The sequence below is a fragment of the Acinetobacter sp. Ac8 genome (assembly GCF_055392545.1).
The window spans coordinates 4,073,859-4,092,086 of the sequence record NZ_AP043689.1 but is presented as its reverse complement, the minus strand read 5'-3'; the positions used below and the strand labels follow the sequence as shown (position 1 = coordinate 4,092,086).

Sequence of the window (18,228 nt, the reverse complement as noted above, 5' to 3'; positions counted from 1 at the left end):
AAGCGACGTGTATAAAAGGTAATCCTGATGAGTTTTAAAATTCGAATTGAGTTATTTAAAGAGCTTGAAATAACTTCTCTTGATTTTGAAAGTAATGCAGCAACGCAAATTTTAAGTCGTTTTGATCAGATTGATTGGATGCAACAAGTCGTCTGGGGATACATGGAGGAGCACCACGGTGATTTTCCTTTTTTTCAAATTGAGCATATCCAAACTGGGCGTAAGTTCGGCGGACTATTTGTGGTTTATAGTCGCAATCAATATAACTTTAATGCACATGCTGAACTCTATCAAAAACAACAAAAATCGCATTTTTTTGGTTTATTTAAATCTGAAGAGATGCCCAGTTTTGATAACGATGACCTTCCTTTTGCGGTATTTCGGGATTGTTTGGAAAGTTTTTTACGTGGCAATGATTCGGAAATCGAGCGTTTAATGAAAATAGTCTATCCAGATTATACCAGCACAGGTTTTTTTGATCGTTGATTGTTAATGGCTAAATGCAGAATCTAAATTTAAAGTCATTTTTTTAATGGCTTTAAACTTTATTGTGACTTAATAATAAAAGCATTGTGCTAATTTGAGCGATGTCACTCTGCAGCGTTACATAAACAATAAAGTTATAACAAATTAATCTTTTTTTAACATGAAAAGTCATTTATATTTCATATCAGTAGCGTAATTTATGTCCAACAAGCGCTGTGAAATAAAATAAACCGAAAATAATGAAGAGGTGAACCATGTCAGGATGGTATGAAATTAGTCAAGCTAAAGATGGTCAATATCGCTTTGTATTAAAAGCAGGAAATGGCGAAATTATTCTCACCAGTGAGCTCTATAAAGCAAAAGCTTCTGCACAAAATGGTATTGCCTCTGTGCAAAAAAATAGCCCAGATGATGCACGTTATGATCGTTTAGAAGCGAAAAATGGTAAGCCTTATTTCAACTTAAAAGCGGCGAATCATCAAATTATCGGAACAAGTCAATTCTATTCAGGTGATGCTGCTCGCGATAATGGGATTGAGTCTGTGAAGAAAAATGGCCCTTCAGACAAAATAAAAGATTTAACAGAACAAGCCTAAATCAAGCAAAACAATCCAAAGCAAACAGCAAAAGCATGTCATTGCAATGACATGCTTTTTTTTGAATCTAAAAAACAAATGATAAAAAATAAGTATTTATTTATGGTAATAAAATTCTAATATTTGAATGCTTGCAAAGGGTTTTAAAACATAGAAATTAAACCATAAAAATATATATTATTAAGTTGTATAGAATAATCATTCCAAGCGCAATATATAAACTTGAGTTGGATATCAGTTTAGATTATCTATTTATATCTTCAGTTTTGAGTTTCTTCTTATATTGGAAGGGTAGTATGATTTTTTCTCATAGTCATTTATGATTTTTTTAAAGATTTTTTAAAGTTTAAATATGTTAGGCTAACTTCAATATTAAATAAAAGGAGAATGATTATTTAATAACAGCTTCAACATTAATTAAAAAGATTATTAAATTTGGTTAATAAATTATTGAAGAATTATTAACTAAATTAAGAATAAGCTTTTTATGCTGAAGTACAAATTTTTTATATCTATTTGTATTATTGAGTGATTTATTTTTGTGAAAGGTTTTGGTTAATATCTAAGCAGAATACGGTTGGTTTTATAAACTGCTTAAATCAGATTAATGAACAGTGATTATTTTGATTTAAATTGATTAGATATGAAAAAATAAACAAAACACTTCACATAATACTTATTAAGTGTTAAATTCATCACAAATAAGAATAATGAGGTTTTATGATGAAAATAGCAATCGATGGTAATGTGAAAATTGCCGACGAGATAATATCTCAAATTGAATTATGGGATGCTGCTGTTCTTGGTAATAAAATTGATCATCTATTAGATCAATGTGCGGATGATATCAATATGTTTGATGTGAGTATACAATTAGACGGTATCGATGCGTACAAGAAAGAATGGGAGAAGTTCAGTCCATATTTTAGTGAGAATGTGCAAATTGTGCGTCGCAATATGAAAATCTATGCGTCAAACGATTTAGCTGTATTGCATTGCCATTCAAAAGTGGAAAATTCTGTGCTTAAAGATAAGCTGCAGATGCCATGGTGTCGAACAACATTGTGCCTGAAAAAGAAAGGTGATCAATGGTTAGTCGTACATCAACATATTTCGATGCCGATTGATATGAGCACGGGTAAAGCGATCGTGATCAAGGATATTGCTAAATTGAAATTAGTGGTTTAGCAAGCTAGATTTGTTTGTTATTAAGCCCTTTGATTGGGCTTTTTATTTGTGTATTTTTAAATTTGCGAGATCGATGTTAGATCATTAACAAAATTGTCAAAAGAACTCAGTTTTTTACTTGAATGAAAGATGGAGTTTTGAAAAAATCATGATAATAATCTCAATAATGTGAAAATAATGCCAAATTCATTATTTGTAAAATACGGGTGGTTAAAGCCACTTGCGCCACGAAATCCGCACGAACCACATCGCGCCGCAACCTCATTAGAATTGTTATTTGATTTGATTTTTGTGGTCGCCATTGCGACTGCAGGACAACAATTACACCATAGTATTATCGAAAATCATTTATTGCATGGCTTAACACTTTATTTTATGGTGTTCTTTGCGTTGTGGTGGGCATGGATGAACTTTAGCTGGTTTGCATCTGCCTATGACAATGATGATGTATTTTATCGAATCATGACCTTTGTGCAGATTATTGGTTCACTTGTGATTGCAGCAGGGATCCCGTTTGCGTTTCAGCAACAAGATTTTGATGTGATCATTATTGGTTATGTCATCATGCGCTTGGGACTCGTTACACAATGGTTTCGTGTTGCCAAAAATGATCCTGAGCGTAAACAAACAGCGGTGAGATATGCAGCTGGTATTATCATCGTACAGATTGGCTGGTTACTTTTTCACTTTACCCCGATTAATTTCACCATTTATTTATTTCTACTCTTGGTTATCGCTGAACTGAGTGTGCCGATCTTTGCGGAAGCACATAACATGACGCCGTGGCATCCACATCATATTTCTGAGCGTTATGCCTTACTCACCATCATTGTCCTTGGTGAATCGATCATTGGAAGTTTTGCTGCAATTTCTGATGCATTAAACAATCAGTTGTTAAGCCAAGAATTAATCTTTTTGACCATTGGTGGCTTATTGATTATGTTTACCATGTGGTGGGCATATTTTGATCATGATGTGGCTGAACGACTCAATAGCCGCAAACGTGCATTTTCATGGGGCTATGGTCACTTTTTTATTTTCGTGAGTATTGCCGCCCTTGGTGCAGGTTTAGCTGCTGCGGTGGATGTGGTGACGCATAAGGCTGAGATCTCGGCTGACATCGTCAGTTATTTTGTTGCGATCTCTTTGATTGTCTATACTGCGAGCCTTTGGTTACTACAGGAAATTCACCATCTTTCAGGGATCAAAAAATGGTTTTATCCAATTACAGCCGCCATCGTACTCTGTATTCCGATGATCTTTACCCAAGTGGGTTATGCTGTTTTTGTTATGGCAATTGTTTATGCGCTACGTTTAATTTTTTCAAAGTGTTATTTGGCAAGATAATCAATTAAGTGGGTTTTGAGCAATGGGATTTCATGATTTTTATCGTTTGAGTTCGCACGCTGTGATTTTTAATGAAAATCGACAAGTCCTGTTATTGAAAGCGACTTATGCTGATTGTGCATGGGGTTTACCGGGTGGTGGATTGGATCAAGGTGAAACAGTGCATGAGGCGCTGATTCGTGAGTGCCAAGAAGAATTAGGCTGCGAAGTTTTGATCGAATATTTATCAGGGGTTTATTATCATTCTGCAGTAAATTCCCACGCATTTATGTTTAGGTGTACATTGCAGAACGATCAACCAATCAATTTAAGTGATGAGCATTCTGAGTATCGATGGTTTGACTTTGAGCAACTTTCAGCTGTGCAAAAAATTCGTATAGAAGATTGTTTTCATTTTGATGGTCAGGTAAAGAGCAGGGCATTTTAAGGATTGGTTATCGCACGGTGATATGGATATCGCGATCAAACGGGGGATAGAACATCCGTCTCATCCAAAAAGCAGATTCACTTTTATACAAGGGTATGGGTTTAGATAAAGCAATAAAAAACAGGTCATCAAGACCTGTTTTTTATTTACCTCAATTTAAGATTATTTATCTGGTAATGCATAAGCAACGATTGAGTCACCCATTTTGGTACCAAATGAACCGTGACCACCCGCCATGATCACAACGTATTGTTTACCATTGCTTTCATAGGTCATCGGTGTTGCTTGCCCACCCGCAGGTAGACGACCTTTCCACAGCTCATCACCATTGCTGACATTGATTGCTCGGATGTAATCATCTTGAGTCGCACCAATGAACATCACATTACCCGCAGTTGAGATCGAACCACCTAACATTGGCACACCCATTTTAAATGGTGGCAATGGAATACCAGGCATACTGTCACGAATTGTACCAATACGACGTTTCCAAGCAACATCATGCGTTTTCAAATCTACACCAGCAACATAACCCCATGCAGGTTGTTTACATGGTAAGCCAAATGGTGAAAGGAATGCACTGATTTCAACACCGTAAGGAACGCCATACATAGGTTGAACACCCGCTTCTGTACCTGCACCTTTGGCTGTTTGTTTACGGTTCGGATCAGCAGGAATCAATCGACTGACAAAAGGTAGGCCAATTGGATTCATAACTGCGATTTGACGATCAGGGTTAAGTGATAAACCACCCCATTCAAATACACCCAAGTTACCAGGGAAAACTAAAGTTCCGTTTTCTGAAGGTGGGGTATAAATACCGTCATAATTTAACTTGTGGAATGACACACGACAAATTAACTGGTCAAACATGGTTGCGCCCCACATTTGTTTATCCGTTAATTTTTCTTGAGGTGCTAAGTTAAAGTCTGAGAACGGCTGTGTTGGAGAATAGAATTCACCTTTAGTTTGCGGACCACGTTTTACACTTTGTGGTACTGGACGTTCGTTAATCGGTACAATTGCTTTACCGTTACGGCGGTCTAAAACAAAGGCATTACCTGTTTTAGTCAATACATAGATTGCTGGAACAGTTTGCCCAGTTTTATCTTTGATATCCGCTAAGGTTGGTTGTGATGGTACATCCATATCCCATAAATCATGGTGAGTTGTTTGGAAGTTCCAGATCAATTTACCCGTTGTTGCATTGATTGCTAACATTGAGTTTGCATAACGTTCATGCAGTTTTGTGCGGTTACCACCCCAAATATCTGGCGTACCTACACCTGTTGGTACATAAACGATATCGAGTTTTGCATCATATGCAAGTGGAGCCCATGCATTCGGTGAGTTTTGGACATATTTCTGACCAGGACCCGGAATCTGATTTGGATTTTCAGCACCTGTGTCAAATACCCAAAGCAATGCACCTGTATTTACATCATAACCACGGATAACACCAGAAGGCTCTTGAGTAGAATAGTTATCTGTCGTTGAACCACCAATGATAATTGTGGTGCCTGTGACAACAGGTGGTGATGTTGGAATATAACCACCCGGATAAGGGAATGGCATGTCCTTTTGTAAATCAACTTCACCGTTATGACCGAAGTCAGAACATGCTTTACCTGTTTCAGCATTTACCGCAACGATACGACCATCATTGACTGGTAAAATAACTTTACGCGGGCATTCGGTAGACGAAGATTTTTTCGCTTGTAAACTTGCTGCGAAACCAACGGTATTATCTGCATCGTAATAAGAAACACCACGACAAGTTAAATGTTGGAAGGTATTATCAGCTTTGAGTTTTGGATCAAATACCCATTTCTCTTTACCGGTAGAAGGATCAAGAGAAACCAATTTTTGATGGGTGGTACACAGGTACATGTTATTCCCGATTTTAATCGGTGTGACCTGATTGGTTGTTTCGCCTGAATCATTTTCAGTCTTGAATTCACCTGTACGATAGGTCCAAGCAACTTTAAGATCTTTAACGTTCTCTGAGTTGATTTGGTTCAACGGAGAATAACGTAAACCGGATTGAGTCCGACCATAAGCTGGCCAGTCTGCATCCGCAATACCATCAATCGCTGCTGGCGTTGGCTGTTTACTGGTTAAAGTCCCACGAATTTCTTGTGGATCATTAAAGATAGAATAAGCCATAACCGCAATGGTGATCGCCAATGTACCTGAAAGTGCAATTTTAGCACCTTTGGCGTCGAAACCACGTGTTACTGCTGGAATGAGTAGCCATAAGCCAAACACACCTAAAATATCTAAACGCGGTGCAAGCGCGAAGAAGTCTGAACCGACTTCCCATAGTCCCCAGACAACTGTGCCGAGTACTAATGCTGCATAAACATATAAAGCAGAACTATTTAATTTGCGTAATAAGATTGCTGTTGCAATGAAAAGTATCCCGGCAATGATGTAGTACCAAGACCCACCCAGTACTGCCAGCCATACTCCGCCGCCTAATAGAACTACACCGAAAACAATTGCAATCACAACTGTTAATGTTCTGAGTCCTGAAGATGGAGTTTGCATATTGACCACCTATCTATTTGATTAATTTTTTACGCTTTACCTTTCCATTGAGGATTGATGAAGCACATTGTTTAAATTTTTAGATTTTAAATATTTCGATGCGAGGGGAGAGAAATGGTTAAAATGGCATCGAAATATTTATGATCTATAACACTAGAATGCAGTTTGGAATTTAATACCGCCAACCCATGCATTTTCACCATCTTTATATGCACCAACATGGCGAATATATTGCACATTTGGACGGATCGTCAGCCAATTTGTTGCATGTACACCGTAGTAAATTTCAGTGTTGTACTCTTCATCTTGTTGACGAATTTGAGTGTTGTTCACATCATTGTTGATGCTGATACGAGAAAAACCAATGGCCACATCATCTTGAGGACGCGCATCGAAAGGACCTTTATAGATCAATCCAATATTTTGCATATTGTCGACAGTGTTTGTGTCTGAGTCATGAAGGGTTAAATTAATGAAACCCGTTAAGCCACGACGTGCATCACCGTGATGTGCTGTAAGTTGTTGCTTGGCAACCAGCCATCCACCTTGTTTATGATCTGTTTCATTCGGATTTTTAATGCGTTGTGCATCGACAGTACTGTAGTAATAGCCCAAACGATATTCGCCTGGTAATTTTGCAGCACTGAGTTTTGGTTGCCAAACCACTTCCGCAGGAATAATTGCACCACGTGAACCGTCTGTACTTAAGTTAAACCCCTTGCCACGTTCTAAGTTTTCAGGATTGTATTCATAAGCACCGACTTGAGCATATAAATCAGGTTGGATGTTATATTTAACCCGCGCAGCCCATTGGCTAACAGGCCAGTTATACCATTGGTCGCCTACCCAGTTACCCACTTGAGAGCCACAAAGTGCAAGGTTTTGAAAATCACAGTCAAAGCTGTTAAAATCCTCGCCTTCGCCAAAACGGCCCACTTTAATATCTAGTTTTTGATCAAAGAATTTTTTCTTAATCCAAAAATCAGTTAAGCGCCAAGTTTGACCACGCCCCCAAACTTCTTGGGTTGAACTGAGTTGTCCTGCAAGGGCATCAGAGGTTTGCGACAATGAACGACCATTACGTTCAGTGATGGTGATTTGGGCTTCAGTGTCTTTCCATCCAAGCACTTTTTCCAAGTCTACATGACTACCAATCGCAAACTGATCTGCATACTCAGTGCCATGGCTCGAATGGTTTTTTGAATCTAATAAGGTGGCTAATTCGCCGGTATAGCCGAAGCTGAAGTCATAACCTTTTTGTTGGAGCTCGGTTCTTTTTCCGTTCCAATCACCAAACATCCATGGGCTTTCTGCATTAAATGCTTCAGCTGCATGAGCACTTTGAAAAGAACTACATAAAGATAATAAGCTGATAGCCCAATAAAAGTGACCTTTAGATTTATTCATATTTGGTGACCTTGATAACACTTTGTAACTAATTATTTATAATACTCTCATATTTGTATAAAAATCTATTATTTTTGACTTTTAATTGTAATTAATGTGAGTATTTTATCTCATGGTGATAATTTTTTAATAAATGAATATTTGCTTTGTGGTTGTTTTTGGTCAATTTAATCTATTGTTTTTAAACCACTAAATTTTATTTAAAAATTAATTGAAAAACCATGGATTAAAATTGATCTGAAAAGATCAGCTTACCTGTGTAACCTATTTAGAATTAAGATTACACAGGATGCTGAGGTTACAAATTATACAAATTGTAAAGAAGATGACAGAATTGTAATTTTATTTAACTTGAATTGTGTTGTATTAAATGGGCAATTACCATGTCCCTTCACCCAGTTGTTGGCCAATATAGTGATATTGCATTTGTGATCTTGAAAACTTAATTGGACAGGCTAACTGTGGTTCAGTTTGATCTGAATTTGACTTCAATGGCACATTGACCACCCAATTGCGTTGTTGAGAAATTTGGGATTGCAGTGCTTCGTCTAAACTCAATACGGGTTCTACGCAAACGTCCAGTTGTTCAAACAGTTGATTCCATTCAGCCAGATTTTTACTTTTAATTTTATCTCGAATCGCTTGCTTGACCATTTGACGATCTTCAGTATCGAAAGAAGCACCTTTTTGTAGAAGGATTGGCAATTCTAAGGCGCTTGCCAGTCCAGTCATAAATTGTGGCTCTAAGCTACCAATAGATAAGTAACGAGCATCGGCTGTTTCATAATAATCATAAAAAGTCCCGCCATTAAGTTGTTCAGATTCACGTTGCTGCTGTTGACCACCCGCCAAACTGGCTGCGGCTGCCATATTATTGAGTCCCACCACACAATCGGTCATGGAAATATCAATATATTGTCCCAGACCACTATTTTGGCGTTCAACTACAGCAGCAAGAATACCGATGACAGCATGTAAGGATCCACCTGCCACATCTGCGATTTGAATCCCCATCGGCGGTGGTCCACTGTCTTGGCGGCCACAGTGTCCAGCGATACCAGACAGGGCAATATAGTTAATATCATGTCCAGCTTTATCTCTATATGAGCCAGTTTGGCCATAACCCGTAATTGAACAGTAAATTAAACGTGGGTTAATTTCAGCCAAAGTTTGATAATCCAAACCCAAACGTTGCATTACCCCCGGACGAAATTGTTCAACGACAATATCAAACTCAGAAATCTTCTGTTTAACTTGCTCAATGCTGGCAGGATCTTTTAAATCTAAAGTGACGGATTGTTTATTTCGGTTGAGATAACTGTGTGAAGTCGCTTGTCCATTGGCATAAGGCGGGAACAAGCGCACCAGATCTGGACGCGTTGGCGATTCAATATGGATCACTTCTGCACCTAGGTCTGCAAGGTATAAAGTTGCAAATGGACCGGGTAATAAAGTGGAAAAATCGAGTACTTTCAATCCCTTTAAAGCTGTTGTCATAATTGTTTTTACCAATACTGTCTTGATTTTACACCCATAATAGAAATATAAAATTAACAAAACAATGTCATGTTCAGCCATTTACCTTGATCATTTCGGCAATTTATGATGTAAAAAGGTGATCTGCACTGTTGTAAATCGCCAATAAAACATTTTTTAGCGTCATTTAGGTCAATTGTTAGTGAACATCAAAGAGAGTGAAGGATTTACCATGAGTCGTGATACGATCAGTATCCATTTTGTGAATGCCGCCTTAACAGGTGTGAAGCGTCTAGGAATGGATGTTGACACCTTACTTTCACATGTTGGCATAGAAGCAGAATTACTTCGCCAACCTAAAGCACGTATTTCACCAGAGCAATATACACGTTTTGTGAAAATGCTGTGGATGGTGACCCAAGATGAACATGTTGGCTTTGATATCCAACCTCGTCGTTTGGGATCTTTTGCCATCATGTGCCAATTGATTATCCACGCTAAAACTTTGGGTGATGCTTTAGAGTTATCATCACAATTTTATAAATTGTTTGGGGATGAATGGTCGGTCGCGGTCGAACGTGACAAACATGAAGCGCGTTTAGTGCCATTGATTCCAAAAACTATGGATCCTGATCATTTTATTACTGAAAGTATGTTGATGATTTGGCATGGTTTAGCTTCATGGTTAATTGAACGTCGTATTCCTTTAGAACGGGTACATTTTGGTTACCCGCGTCCAAATCATGCAGATGAGTATGATGCGCTGTTCTTTGCACCTGTGATGCAATTTGATATGCCACGTACTGAAATTACTTTTGCCGCAGACTATTTGGATTTACCGATTCGTCAGGATGAAGCAAGTTTAGAAGAGTTTTTAAAAGCTGCGCCTGCTCAGCTTTTGGTGAAATTCAAAAATACCAATTCTTTAACTTCGCGTATTCGTGAAGTCTTAAAGAGTCAAATTGGTGAAGAAATGCCAACCTTAAATGATGTGGCTTCAATGTTGTATTTATCACCACAAACCTTGCGCCGTCGCTTGGCAGCAGAAGGTAAGAGTTACCAAGGTGTTAAAGATGCCTTACGTCGAGATGCTGCGATTCATTTGTTGTTAAATCCGGATTTAACCTTGGAAGATGTAGCACAACAAGTGGGCTTTAGTGAAACCAGTACCTTCCATCGCGCATTTAAAAAATGGACAGGGGTTACCCCAGGGCTTTATCGTCAATTGCATGGTTATCATTAATTCGACATAGATGAATTCAAAAGTAATTTTGCTGATCCTAAGCCCAAGTGATACTTGGGCTTTTTTATGCCTGATCATTTCACATAAAATTTCTTGTAAGATATAAGCGATAAAGTGAAAGAATTTTCAAGAATAGGGTATTAAAAAATGATTAGACTTGCTGAGTTTGATGATGTGCAAGTACAAGATTTACTCAGAATTCATTTACATGGTATGCATGAAAACTCACCGATTGAGCATAGTTTTGCATTAAATCTAACTGCGTTACAACAACCTGAAATTAGCTTTTTTACCCTTTGGGAACAAAATGAACTTTTAGCTTGTGGTGCAATTCAAGAGTTGTCATCTACACATGCTGAATTAAAGTCTATGCGGACACATCCCAAACATTTACGTAAAGGTGCTGCAACAGAAATGCTGAAACATCTTTTATTGATTGCACAACAACGTGAATACCAAAAATTGAGTTTGGAAACGGGAACACACTCATCTTTTGAACCCGCAATTTGCTTGTATAAAAAATTTGGCTTTATCAAAGGTGCTTCTTTTTCAGAATATCAAGAGTCTGATTTCAATCAGTTCTATCATTTAGATTTATCCACTCAATAGCGCATTGAATAATCTTCGCTATGATTGTGATGATTGTGAAAAAAGAGAATATCGGACCTGCTTATTTTAGGTTTGAGCTAAGTCGTTAGATGCTATTTAAAATATTTTTGACTGGATATATAGATGACATGTTTGATTAGAAAAATTGATCCCTCAGATATAGCGCAACTGATCGAAATAGAAAAATCTGCTACACAAGCATTTTCAAGTATTCCCGAGTTATCTTGGCTGGTTGAAAGCCCCGTATTGTCAGCACAAGATCACTTACAATTGATTTCTTCTGCTTATGCATTTGTCGCGATTAATCAAAAGAATCAAGCTACAGGTTTTTTATATGCAGAAAGACAAGCGCTTGATTTCTATATTATCGAGTTAGATGTGAGTGCCGCATTTCAAAAACAAGGGATCGGTCGGCAATTGATTGAATATGTGATTGCTACTGCTCAGGGAGAGGGCTGTGATGCTGTGACCTTAACCACCTTTCATGATGTGATTTGGAATCGACCATTTTATGAAAAATTAGGCTTTGAAAAGATCAATGCGCTTGAGATGCCTCTATATCTTGAGCATAAACTTGAGCATGAAGTTGCATATGGTTTTTCTCGTAACAGCAGATGTGCAATGAGATTGGCGCTTAATTGAAATACGCGATTTGTTTTTGTTTACCCATTCAGAGCAAACCAGCCAATTGACAAAAAATATCAACTGACTATTTCGTTCTCGTCATTGAACTCTCAACTTTATAACGTACACTCAAAGCAGATAACAACCTAGAAGTCATAAGAAGGAACAGCTATGAGCGAGGCTTACATCATTGATGCCATTCGCACACCACGCGGAAAAGGAAAAAAAGATGGTTCACTGTATGAAGTGAAACCAATTACATTATTAACCACATTGCTTAATGAATTGAAAGATCGTCACCAGCTTGATACTTCAAAAGTAGACGATATCGTACTGGGTTGTGTAACACCAATTGCCGATCAAGGCGGTGATATTGCTAAAACTGCTGCAATTGCGGCAGGCTGGGACAATGATGTTGCCGGTGTGCAAATCAATCGTTTCTGTGCTTCAGGTCTTGAAGCTGTCAATATGGCTGCACAAAAAGTACGTTCAGGCTGGGAAGATATTGTTGTTGCTGGCGGCGTAGAGTCTATGTCACGTATTCCAATGGGTTCCGATGGTGGACCTTGGGCACTGGATCCTGAAACAAATTTAAAATCACATTTTGTTCCTCAAGGGATTGGCGCGGATTTAATTGCCACGCTCGATGGCTATAGCCGTACAGATGTGGATGAGTTTGCTGCCAACTCACAACGTAAAGCTGCTGCTGCACAGGCCGCGGGACGCTTTGATCAGTCTGTGGTTGCGGTTAAAGATAAAGCTGGTGTTACAATTCTTGACAAAGATGAATTCATTAAACCGACCACAACTGCTGAAGGCTTGGCTAAACTCAATCCAAGTTTTGAAATGATGGGTGGAATGGGCTTTGATGCGATTGCATTACAACAATATCCAGAAGCGCAAAAAATTAACCATGTACATCATGCTGGAAACTCATCGGGCATCGTAGATGGCGCAGCTGTGGTGCTGATTGCTTCTGAAAAAGCAGTCAAAGAGCAAGGCTTAAAACCTCGTGCAAAAGTGTTGGCAACGGCATTGGTTGGAACAGATCCAACCATCATGCTCACAGGTCCTGCACCTGCTGCGCGTAAGGCGCTGGCAAAAGCAGGTCTCACTATTGACGATATTGACCTCTTTGAAGTGAATGAAGCCTTTGCATCTGTGGTGATGCGTTTTATGACTGAACTTAAAGTTCCTGCTGAAAAGGTCAATGTAAATGGGGGCGCGATTGCAATGGGGCACCCATTGGGCGCAACAGGTGCAATGATTCTTGGTACGCTACTTGATGAATTAGAACGTCAGGGTAAAAAACGTGGTCTAGCAACATTGTGTGTAGGTGGTGGCATGGGTATTGCGACCATTATTGAGTTGGTATAAGGAGAATAATAATGAGTGCAATTCAATATGAAAAAAATGCGGATGGCATTGTTATTTTAACGATGGACTCTCCAAACCAGTCTGCAAATACCATGAACGCTGATTTTCGTGTGGCTTTAGAAAATGTTGTGTCTAAACTTAAATCTGAAACCGATTTAAAAGGTGTGATTTATCGCTCTGCGAAAAAAACTTTTTTTGCCGGCGGTGATCTGGATGAGCTGATTGAGGTAACGCCAGAACATGCCACTGAATTCTTTAATAGGACTGCCAAGCTAAAAGGTGATCTTCGTACGATTGATACCTTAGGTGTTCCTGTGGTTGCGGCGATTAATGGTACAGCGCTAGGTGGTGGTTGGGAAATTGCGTTAAGTTGCCATTATCGTATTGCTTTAAATGATCCTAAAACCAAATTAGGTTTGCCAGAAGTAACACTGGGCTTACTTCCCGGTGGTGGTGGTGTGGTGCGTATGGTGCGCCTGCTGGGTTTACAAAATGCATTCCCATTCCTTATGGAAGGTAAGCAATTTGGGGTAGATAAAGCCAAGTCTCTAGGTTTGGTCAATGAGCTTGCGGATAGCGAGCAAGACATGCTGGACAAAGCGATTGCTTGGATCAAAGCCAATCCAAAATCTCAACAGCCTTATGATGTGAAAGGTTATAAAATTCCGGGTGGCGATCCTAAAACACCTGCGGTTGCTCAGATTCTGGCAATTGCACCTGCAATGTTGCGTGATAAAACCAAGGGCTGTTATCCAGCGCCTGAAGCGATCATGGCCGCTGCAGTTGAAGGTGCCCAAGTTGATGTAGATACCGCTTTCCGTATAGAGGGGCGTTACTTTACTTATCTTGCAACAGGGCAAGTTGCCAAGAATATGATTGGAACATTCTGGCATGGTTTGAATGCAATTAAAGCAGGTGCAAGTCGTCCTAAAAATATTGCCAAGTGGCAAGCGACCAAAGTGGGTGTACTTGGTGCAGGCATGATGGGCGCGGGTATTGCATATTCGACTGCAATCAAAGGCATTCAAGTTGTGCTAAAAGATGTCTCTGTGGAAAATGCTGAAAAAGGTAAAGCTTATAGTCAAAAACTATTGGATAAACGTGTTTCGCAAGGTCGTATGAGCGCGGAAAAGCGTGATCAAGTTTTAAGTTTGATTACCGCAACAGCATCTGCAGAAGACTTAAAAGACTGTGATTTGATTATCGAAGCTGTATTTGAAAATCAAGAATTAAAAGCCAAAGTGACTCAAGAAGCGGAACAATTTCTTGCCAATAATGGTGTCATGGCCTCAAATACATCAACATTACCGATCACAGGTTTAGCCAAAGCCTCTAAAGATGATACGCATTTTATTGGTCTACATTTCTTTAGTCCTGTCGATAAAATGCAATTGGTTGAAATCATCAAAGGTAAAAACACCTCTGCCGAAACCTTAGCAAAAGCCTATGACTATGTGCAACAAATTGGCAAAACGCCAATTGTGGTCAATGATAGCCGTGGTTTCTTCACCAGCCGTGTGTTTGGAACGTTTGTGCAAGAAGGTCTACGTTTACTGCATGAAGGCGTACATCCTGCACGTATTGAGATGGCAGCACTGAAAGCAGGTATGCCTGTTGGCCCATTGGCGATTCAAGATGAAGTGGCATTAACACTTTCTGAGCATGTGGCCAAAGAAACCCGTAAAGCACTTCAGGCTGAAGGTAAGGATTTACCGCTTTCAGGTGCTGATGATGTTATTGAAACTATGATTCACACCTTTGAACGTAAAGGCAAGGCTGCAGGTGCTGGTTTTTATGAGTATCCAGAAGGTGGTAAAAAGCATCTTTGGGATGGCTTAAGCCATTGGACGAAAAATGTTGATATTTCTGAGCAGGAAATGATCGACCGTTTCCTATTTGTTCAAGCTTTAGATACCTTACGTTGCTATGAAGAGCATGTGTTGGAATCTGTGATTGATGCCAATATTGGTTCGATTTTTGGTATTGGCTTTGCGCCGTGGACGGGTGGTGCGATTCAATTCTTAAATCAGTATGGTTTAGAAAAAGCTCTAGTTCGAGCGAACTCGCTTGAAGCAAAATATGGCGAACGTTTTAAAGTACCGCAAAAGTTAATTGATCAAATTCCACATGGAAAGATTATCTGATTTTTATATATTGCTTTAAAAATTGTAGATGAATGTCTCAAGCATAGATTAGACAATGATTTGCACAGAAAGAGGTCAAGTACCTCTTTCTTTTTTCGAATAGATTTTACTTTTTATAGAATAAAAGTGTATGAAAAACATGCAAAACCAGTTAGTATCTGGCTACAGCTTTAGTACAAAAAATGTCAGTAACACTTATAAAATAAAGAGAGAAAAGCAATGTCACAAAATAAAACCGAAGATCAATATAATGCGATTGATTGGTTTAAAAAATGTCTAAGTAATTATGCCAACTTTTCTGGGCGTGCTCGCCGTAAAGAATATTGGTACTTTGTATTGATACAGTTTGTTGTACTGATCATTGCAGTGATTTTAGACTCAATCATTTTTAAAAAACCGTTTGTGTTGTATTTGATCACTGTATTAGCACTGATCGTGCCTTCAATTTCAGTTGCAGCTCGCCGTTTACATGATATAGGAAAGACAGGTTGGTGGTATCTGCTTATCTTTGTTCCTTTTGGTGCCTTTGTTTTAATTTACTGGTTTGCTTCAGATACCAAGCCTGAAACAAATCAATGGGGTGGTCCTGCAAAGTAATTTTTGCAGATTAAAAAATAGGGCATTTGCCCTATTTTTTATGAATTAAATCAAAGCTAAATTTTATCTATCAAGCGAATATTTTATAGGTTAAATCGTGATAAAAGTGGATTGATTTGGTGTGTGATGGTGTTGCTAAATTTGAAAAAATAGCAATAATCGAAGGACCGACTAAAGTCTGATACTTCCCTTATAAAAGGATTGGGAATTCACATGGATTTAATACAAAGCAATGGTCAACCCCGTTATGGGCGTTTTAAAGATGTGCCGAGTAAGATTAATGTTAATCAATATATCTACAAAACCCCGTATGGCAAAGTATTAACAGGTTGGCGTAAGCATTTAAAATATAAAAAGTTTAAATTTTGTGGTATCCAGCATGAACACTATTCTATCGGTATCGCAATAGCAGATATTGGTTGGGCAGGGCATGGCTTTATTTATGTCTATGACCATTCAACGAATGAAGTTTTAGAATGGAATGCCAATACGATCTTAGGGCGAGGGACAAGCTTAGATGAGCAGCCTTTGTATAGCCAAAGTCACTTTAGTAAATCGCCTTTTGAATTTGAAATGCAACATGCCAATGGTGTGCGTTATATACGGGCAACTCGAAATGGTGAAGAGCAGTTAAAAGCCCGCATTTTTTGTGCAGGAACAGAGCCTTTAAGCTTGTGTAGTCCCAATGGTATTAATGGTTGGACTTATACGCAAAAGAAAACCACCTTGGCTGTAGAAGGCTTTTTTATCAATAAAGACAAAGCGCGTATAGATTTTAATGAAAAAACATTGGCATCTCTCGATGACACCTGTGGATTTCTAAGACCCGAAACAGCATGGTTTTGGTTATCGTGTAACTTTTGGGATACGCAAGGAAACCGTATAGGTTTAAACCTCGCTTCGGGTGTAAATGAAAGTTTTGGCAATGAAAATTGTCTTTGGGTCAATGGCGTTCTATATGCAGTTGCCGATGTACTGTTTGAAAAGTTAGATACGAACGTGTGGTCAATTCGTTCTTTAGACCAGAAATTAAATCTGACGGTAGAAACCGGCTGGCGGAGATTTGAAAACTTAAATTTACGTTTGGTGGGTAGTCAGTTTAGTCAATGGCAATCACGTATTAGCGGTACCATCGAATCTGAAGTGGGTGAGTGTATTCAGTTAGATCAAGCCTATGGCTTGTTGGAACAGCATTACGCGAAATGGTAAGGCTGTTCTTATTTAAAGCTTTTTTAACCTTATAAAGCAGCCTTCCAAAATGCTTCACCTGCTTGAATCGGATCATTGGTTTCGGCCAAAACATCGACCCAAACCTGATATTGTCGAATCACAGGGTGTTGGCTCGGATGAAAATCAGGCTTAAACCAATCTAAGTATTGTTCACGCATTGCTGATAATTTACCGTGTTTGCCAAAAAACCATGGAATACCTTTGAGTGCAAATTTAGCACGTTGCAAACGACTGAATCCGTCGTATTTGAGCATGACATTGGCGCGGTAAAAGGTAAATCCAAACATTTGTAAAGTGACAAAGGCAAGCGCAAATTTACGTAGGTTTTCAGGAACTTCTCCAACCTCTTTCATGACATCAAAAGCGACATCTCGATGTTCCATTTCTTCGATTGAATGCCAAGCAAATAGAGCACGAACAAAAGGGTGAACCTCTGCTAAAGTCTCTTGTTTACTGTAAAAAGTTTCTGCCATTAATGCGGTAAGATGTTCTGCTGCGGCAGTCATGGCAATGTTGTACTGTTTGGAACGATGTTTCAGTATATGTTCGAAATGTGCACCCATAAATTTTACAAACTGATCAACAGGCATGCCTTGGTGCAGCATTTCTTCATTCATTTTGTCATGTGCAATACCGTGCTGTGCTTCTTGTCGAATAAAATCCGTGACACGTTGCTGTAAATCTGGATCGGTGATTTTGTCACGCAGTGCCCGAACACTTTGAATGAAATATCTTTCCCCTACAGGAAAGGTCAAACTCAGTGCATCAAACATACGGGTACGAAAAGGGTCATTATCAAACCAAAAGCGTGGAACTTCATTCAATCTAAAATCTAAATTGCTGCGAACCACAGGATCAACTTGGTGTTTTACATATGCATTCATTGTTTTATTTCTCGCATTATTCAGTTCAAATCCCTATTCAGGA

General features: G+C 38.8%; 16 protein-coding genes. 12 read left to right on the top strand and 4 right to left on the bottom strand.

Annotated elements, in window-relative coordinates; all coding sequences use genetic code 11:
* Nucleotides 1-27: 27 nt before the first annotated feature.
* The 5 genes from ACZ5QH_RS19395 (at nucleotide 28) to ACZ5QH_RS19375 (ending at nucleotide 4,044) form a co-directional block, all read left to right on the top strand.
* Nucleotides 28-486 carry a hypothetical protein gene (locus ACZ5QH_RS19395; RefSeq protein WP_303577422.1) on the top strand — a complete coding sequence of 153 codons (459 nt, stop codon included), beginning with the start codon at nucleotides 28-30 and terminating at the stop codon, nucleotides 484-486.
* Nucleotides 487-740: 254 nt separating this feature from the next.
* On the top strand, nucleotides 741-1,082 hold the full coding sequence (locus ACZ5QH_RS19390; RefSeq protein WP_004817785.1) for a YegP family protein: 342 nt from the start codon (nucleotides 741-743) through the stop codon (nucleotides 1,080-1,082).
* Nucleotides 1,083-1,805: 723 nt separating this feature from the next.
* Entirely contained in the window at nucleotides 1,806-2,270 is a 465-nt protein-coding gene (locus tag ACZ5QH_RS19385) for a YybH family protein (protein ID WP_004724016.1), read from the top strand.
* Between the two features lie 177 nt (nucleotides 2,271-2,447).
* Nucleotides 2,448-3,617: a low temperature requirement protein A gene (locus tag ACZ5QH_RS19380; protein WP_303577421.1), complete on the top strand. Its 1,170-nt coding sequence runs from the start codon at nucleotides 2,448-2,450 to the stop codon at nucleotides 3,615-3,617.
* A 22-nt stretch (nucleotides 3,618-3,639) separates the two neighbouring features.
* Nucleotides 3,640-4,044 (top strand): NUDIX hydrolase, encoded by a 405-nt coding sequence (locus ACZ5QH_RS19375; RefSeq protein WP_004817781.1) that lies wholly within the window; start codon nucleotides 3,640-3,642, stop codon nucleotides 4,042-4,044.
* A 162-nt stretch (nucleotides 4,045-4,206) separates the two neighbouring features.
* Here ACZ5QH_RS19375 and ACZ5QH_RS19370 read toward each other — a convergent pair whose 3' ends face one another.
* The 3 genes from ACZ5QH_RS19370 to ACZ5QH_RS19360 form a co-directional block, all read right to left on the bottom strand.
* Entirely contained in the window at nucleotides 4,207-6,594 is a 2,388-nt protein-coding gene (locus ACZ5QH_RS19370) for a glucose/quinate/shikimate family membrane-bound PQQ-dependent dehydrogenase (protein ID WP_004817779.1), read from the bottom strand.
* 153 nt (nucleotides 6,595-6,747) lie between these two features.
* Entirely contained in the window at nucleotides 6,748-8,001 is a 1,254-nt protein-coding gene (locus ACZ5QH_RS19365) for a carbohydrate porin (RefSeq protein WP_303577420.1), read from the bottom strand.
* A gap of 378 nt (nucleotides 8,002-8,379) precedes the next feature.
* Complete coding sequence (locus tag ACZ5QH_RS19360) at nucleotides 8,380-9,498, bottom strand: CaiB/BaiF CoA transferase family protein (protein ID WP_303577419.1); 1,119 nt, start codon at nucleotides 9,496-9,498, stop codon at nucleotides 8,380-8,382.
* 211 nt (nucleotides 9,499-9,709) lie between these two features.
* On the opposite strand from ACZ5QH_RS19360, the gene ACZ5QH_RS19355 reads away from it, so the two are divergent.
* From ACZ5QH_RS19355 to ACZ5QH_RS19325, 7 genes are all read left to right on the top strand, one after another.
* A complete protein-coding gene (locus ACZ5QH_RS19355) occupies nucleotides 9,710-10,720 on the top strand; it encodes an AraC family transcriptional regulator (protein WP_004724010.1) in 1,011 nt (336 codons plus the stop codon).
* Nucleotides 10,721-10,867: 147 nt separating this feature from the next.
* Nucleotides 10,868-11,329 (top strand): GNAT family N-acetyltransferase, encoded by a 462-nt coding sequence (locus ACZ5QH_RS19350; RefSeq protein WP_303577418.1) that lies wholly within the window; start codon nucleotides 10,868-10,870, stop codon nucleotides 11,327-11,329.
* 123 nt (nucleotides 11,330-11,452) lie between these two features.
* The gene (locus ACZ5QH_RS19345) at nucleotides 11,453-11,971 is read left to right on the top strand and encodes a GNAT family N-acetyltransferase (RefSeq protein ID WP_303577417.1); all 519 of its coding nucleotides are present in this window, start codon (nucleotides 11,453-11,455) and stop codon (nucleotides 11,969-11,971) included.
* A 153-nt stretch (nucleotides 11,972-12,124) separates the two neighbouring features.
* Nucleotides 12,125-13,330, top strand: coding sequence for an acetyl-CoA C-acetyltransferase (locus ACZ5QH_RS19340; protein ID WP_056513993.1), 1,206 nt, complete (start codon nucleotides 12,125-12,127; stop codon nucleotides 13,328-13,330).
* An 11-nt stretch (nucleotides 13,331-13,341) separates the two neighbouring features.
* Nucleotides 13,342-15,474, top strand: a complete 2,133-nt coding sequence (locus ACZ5QH_RS19335) for a 3-hydroxyacyl-CoA dehydrogenase NAD-binding domain-containing protein (RefSeq protein ID WP_303577416.1) — start codon at nucleotides 13,342-13,344, stop codon at nucleotides 15,472-15,474.
* Nucleotides 15,475-15,693: 219 nt separating this feature from the next.
* Complete coding sequence (locus tag ACZ5QH_RS19330; RefSeq protein ID WP_105714433.1) at nucleotides 15,694-16,071, top strand: DUF805 domain-containing protein; 378 nt, start codon at nucleotides 15,694-15,696, stop codon at nucleotides 16,069-16,071.
* Between the two features lie 213 nt (nucleotides 16,072-16,284).
* Nucleotides 16,285-17,280: a DUF2804 domain-containing protein gene (locus ACZ5QH_RS19325; protein ID WP_303577415.1), complete on the top strand. Its 996-nt coding sequence runs from the start codon at nucleotides 16,285-16,287 to the stop codon at nucleotides 17,278-17,280.
* A gap of 29 nt (nucleotides 17,281-17,309) precedes the next feature.
* Here ACZ5QH_RS19325 and ACZ5QH_RS19320 read toward each other — a convergent pair whose 3' ends face one another.
* The gene (locus ACZ5QH_RS19320; RefSeq protein WP_166781863.1) at nucleotides 17,310-18,185 is read right to left on the bottom strand and encodes a metal-dependent hydrolase; all 876 of its coding nucleotides are present in this window, start codon (nucleotides 18,183-18,185) and stop codon (nucleotides 17,310-17,312) included.
* Nucleotides 18,186-18,228: the final 43 nt, after the last annotated feature.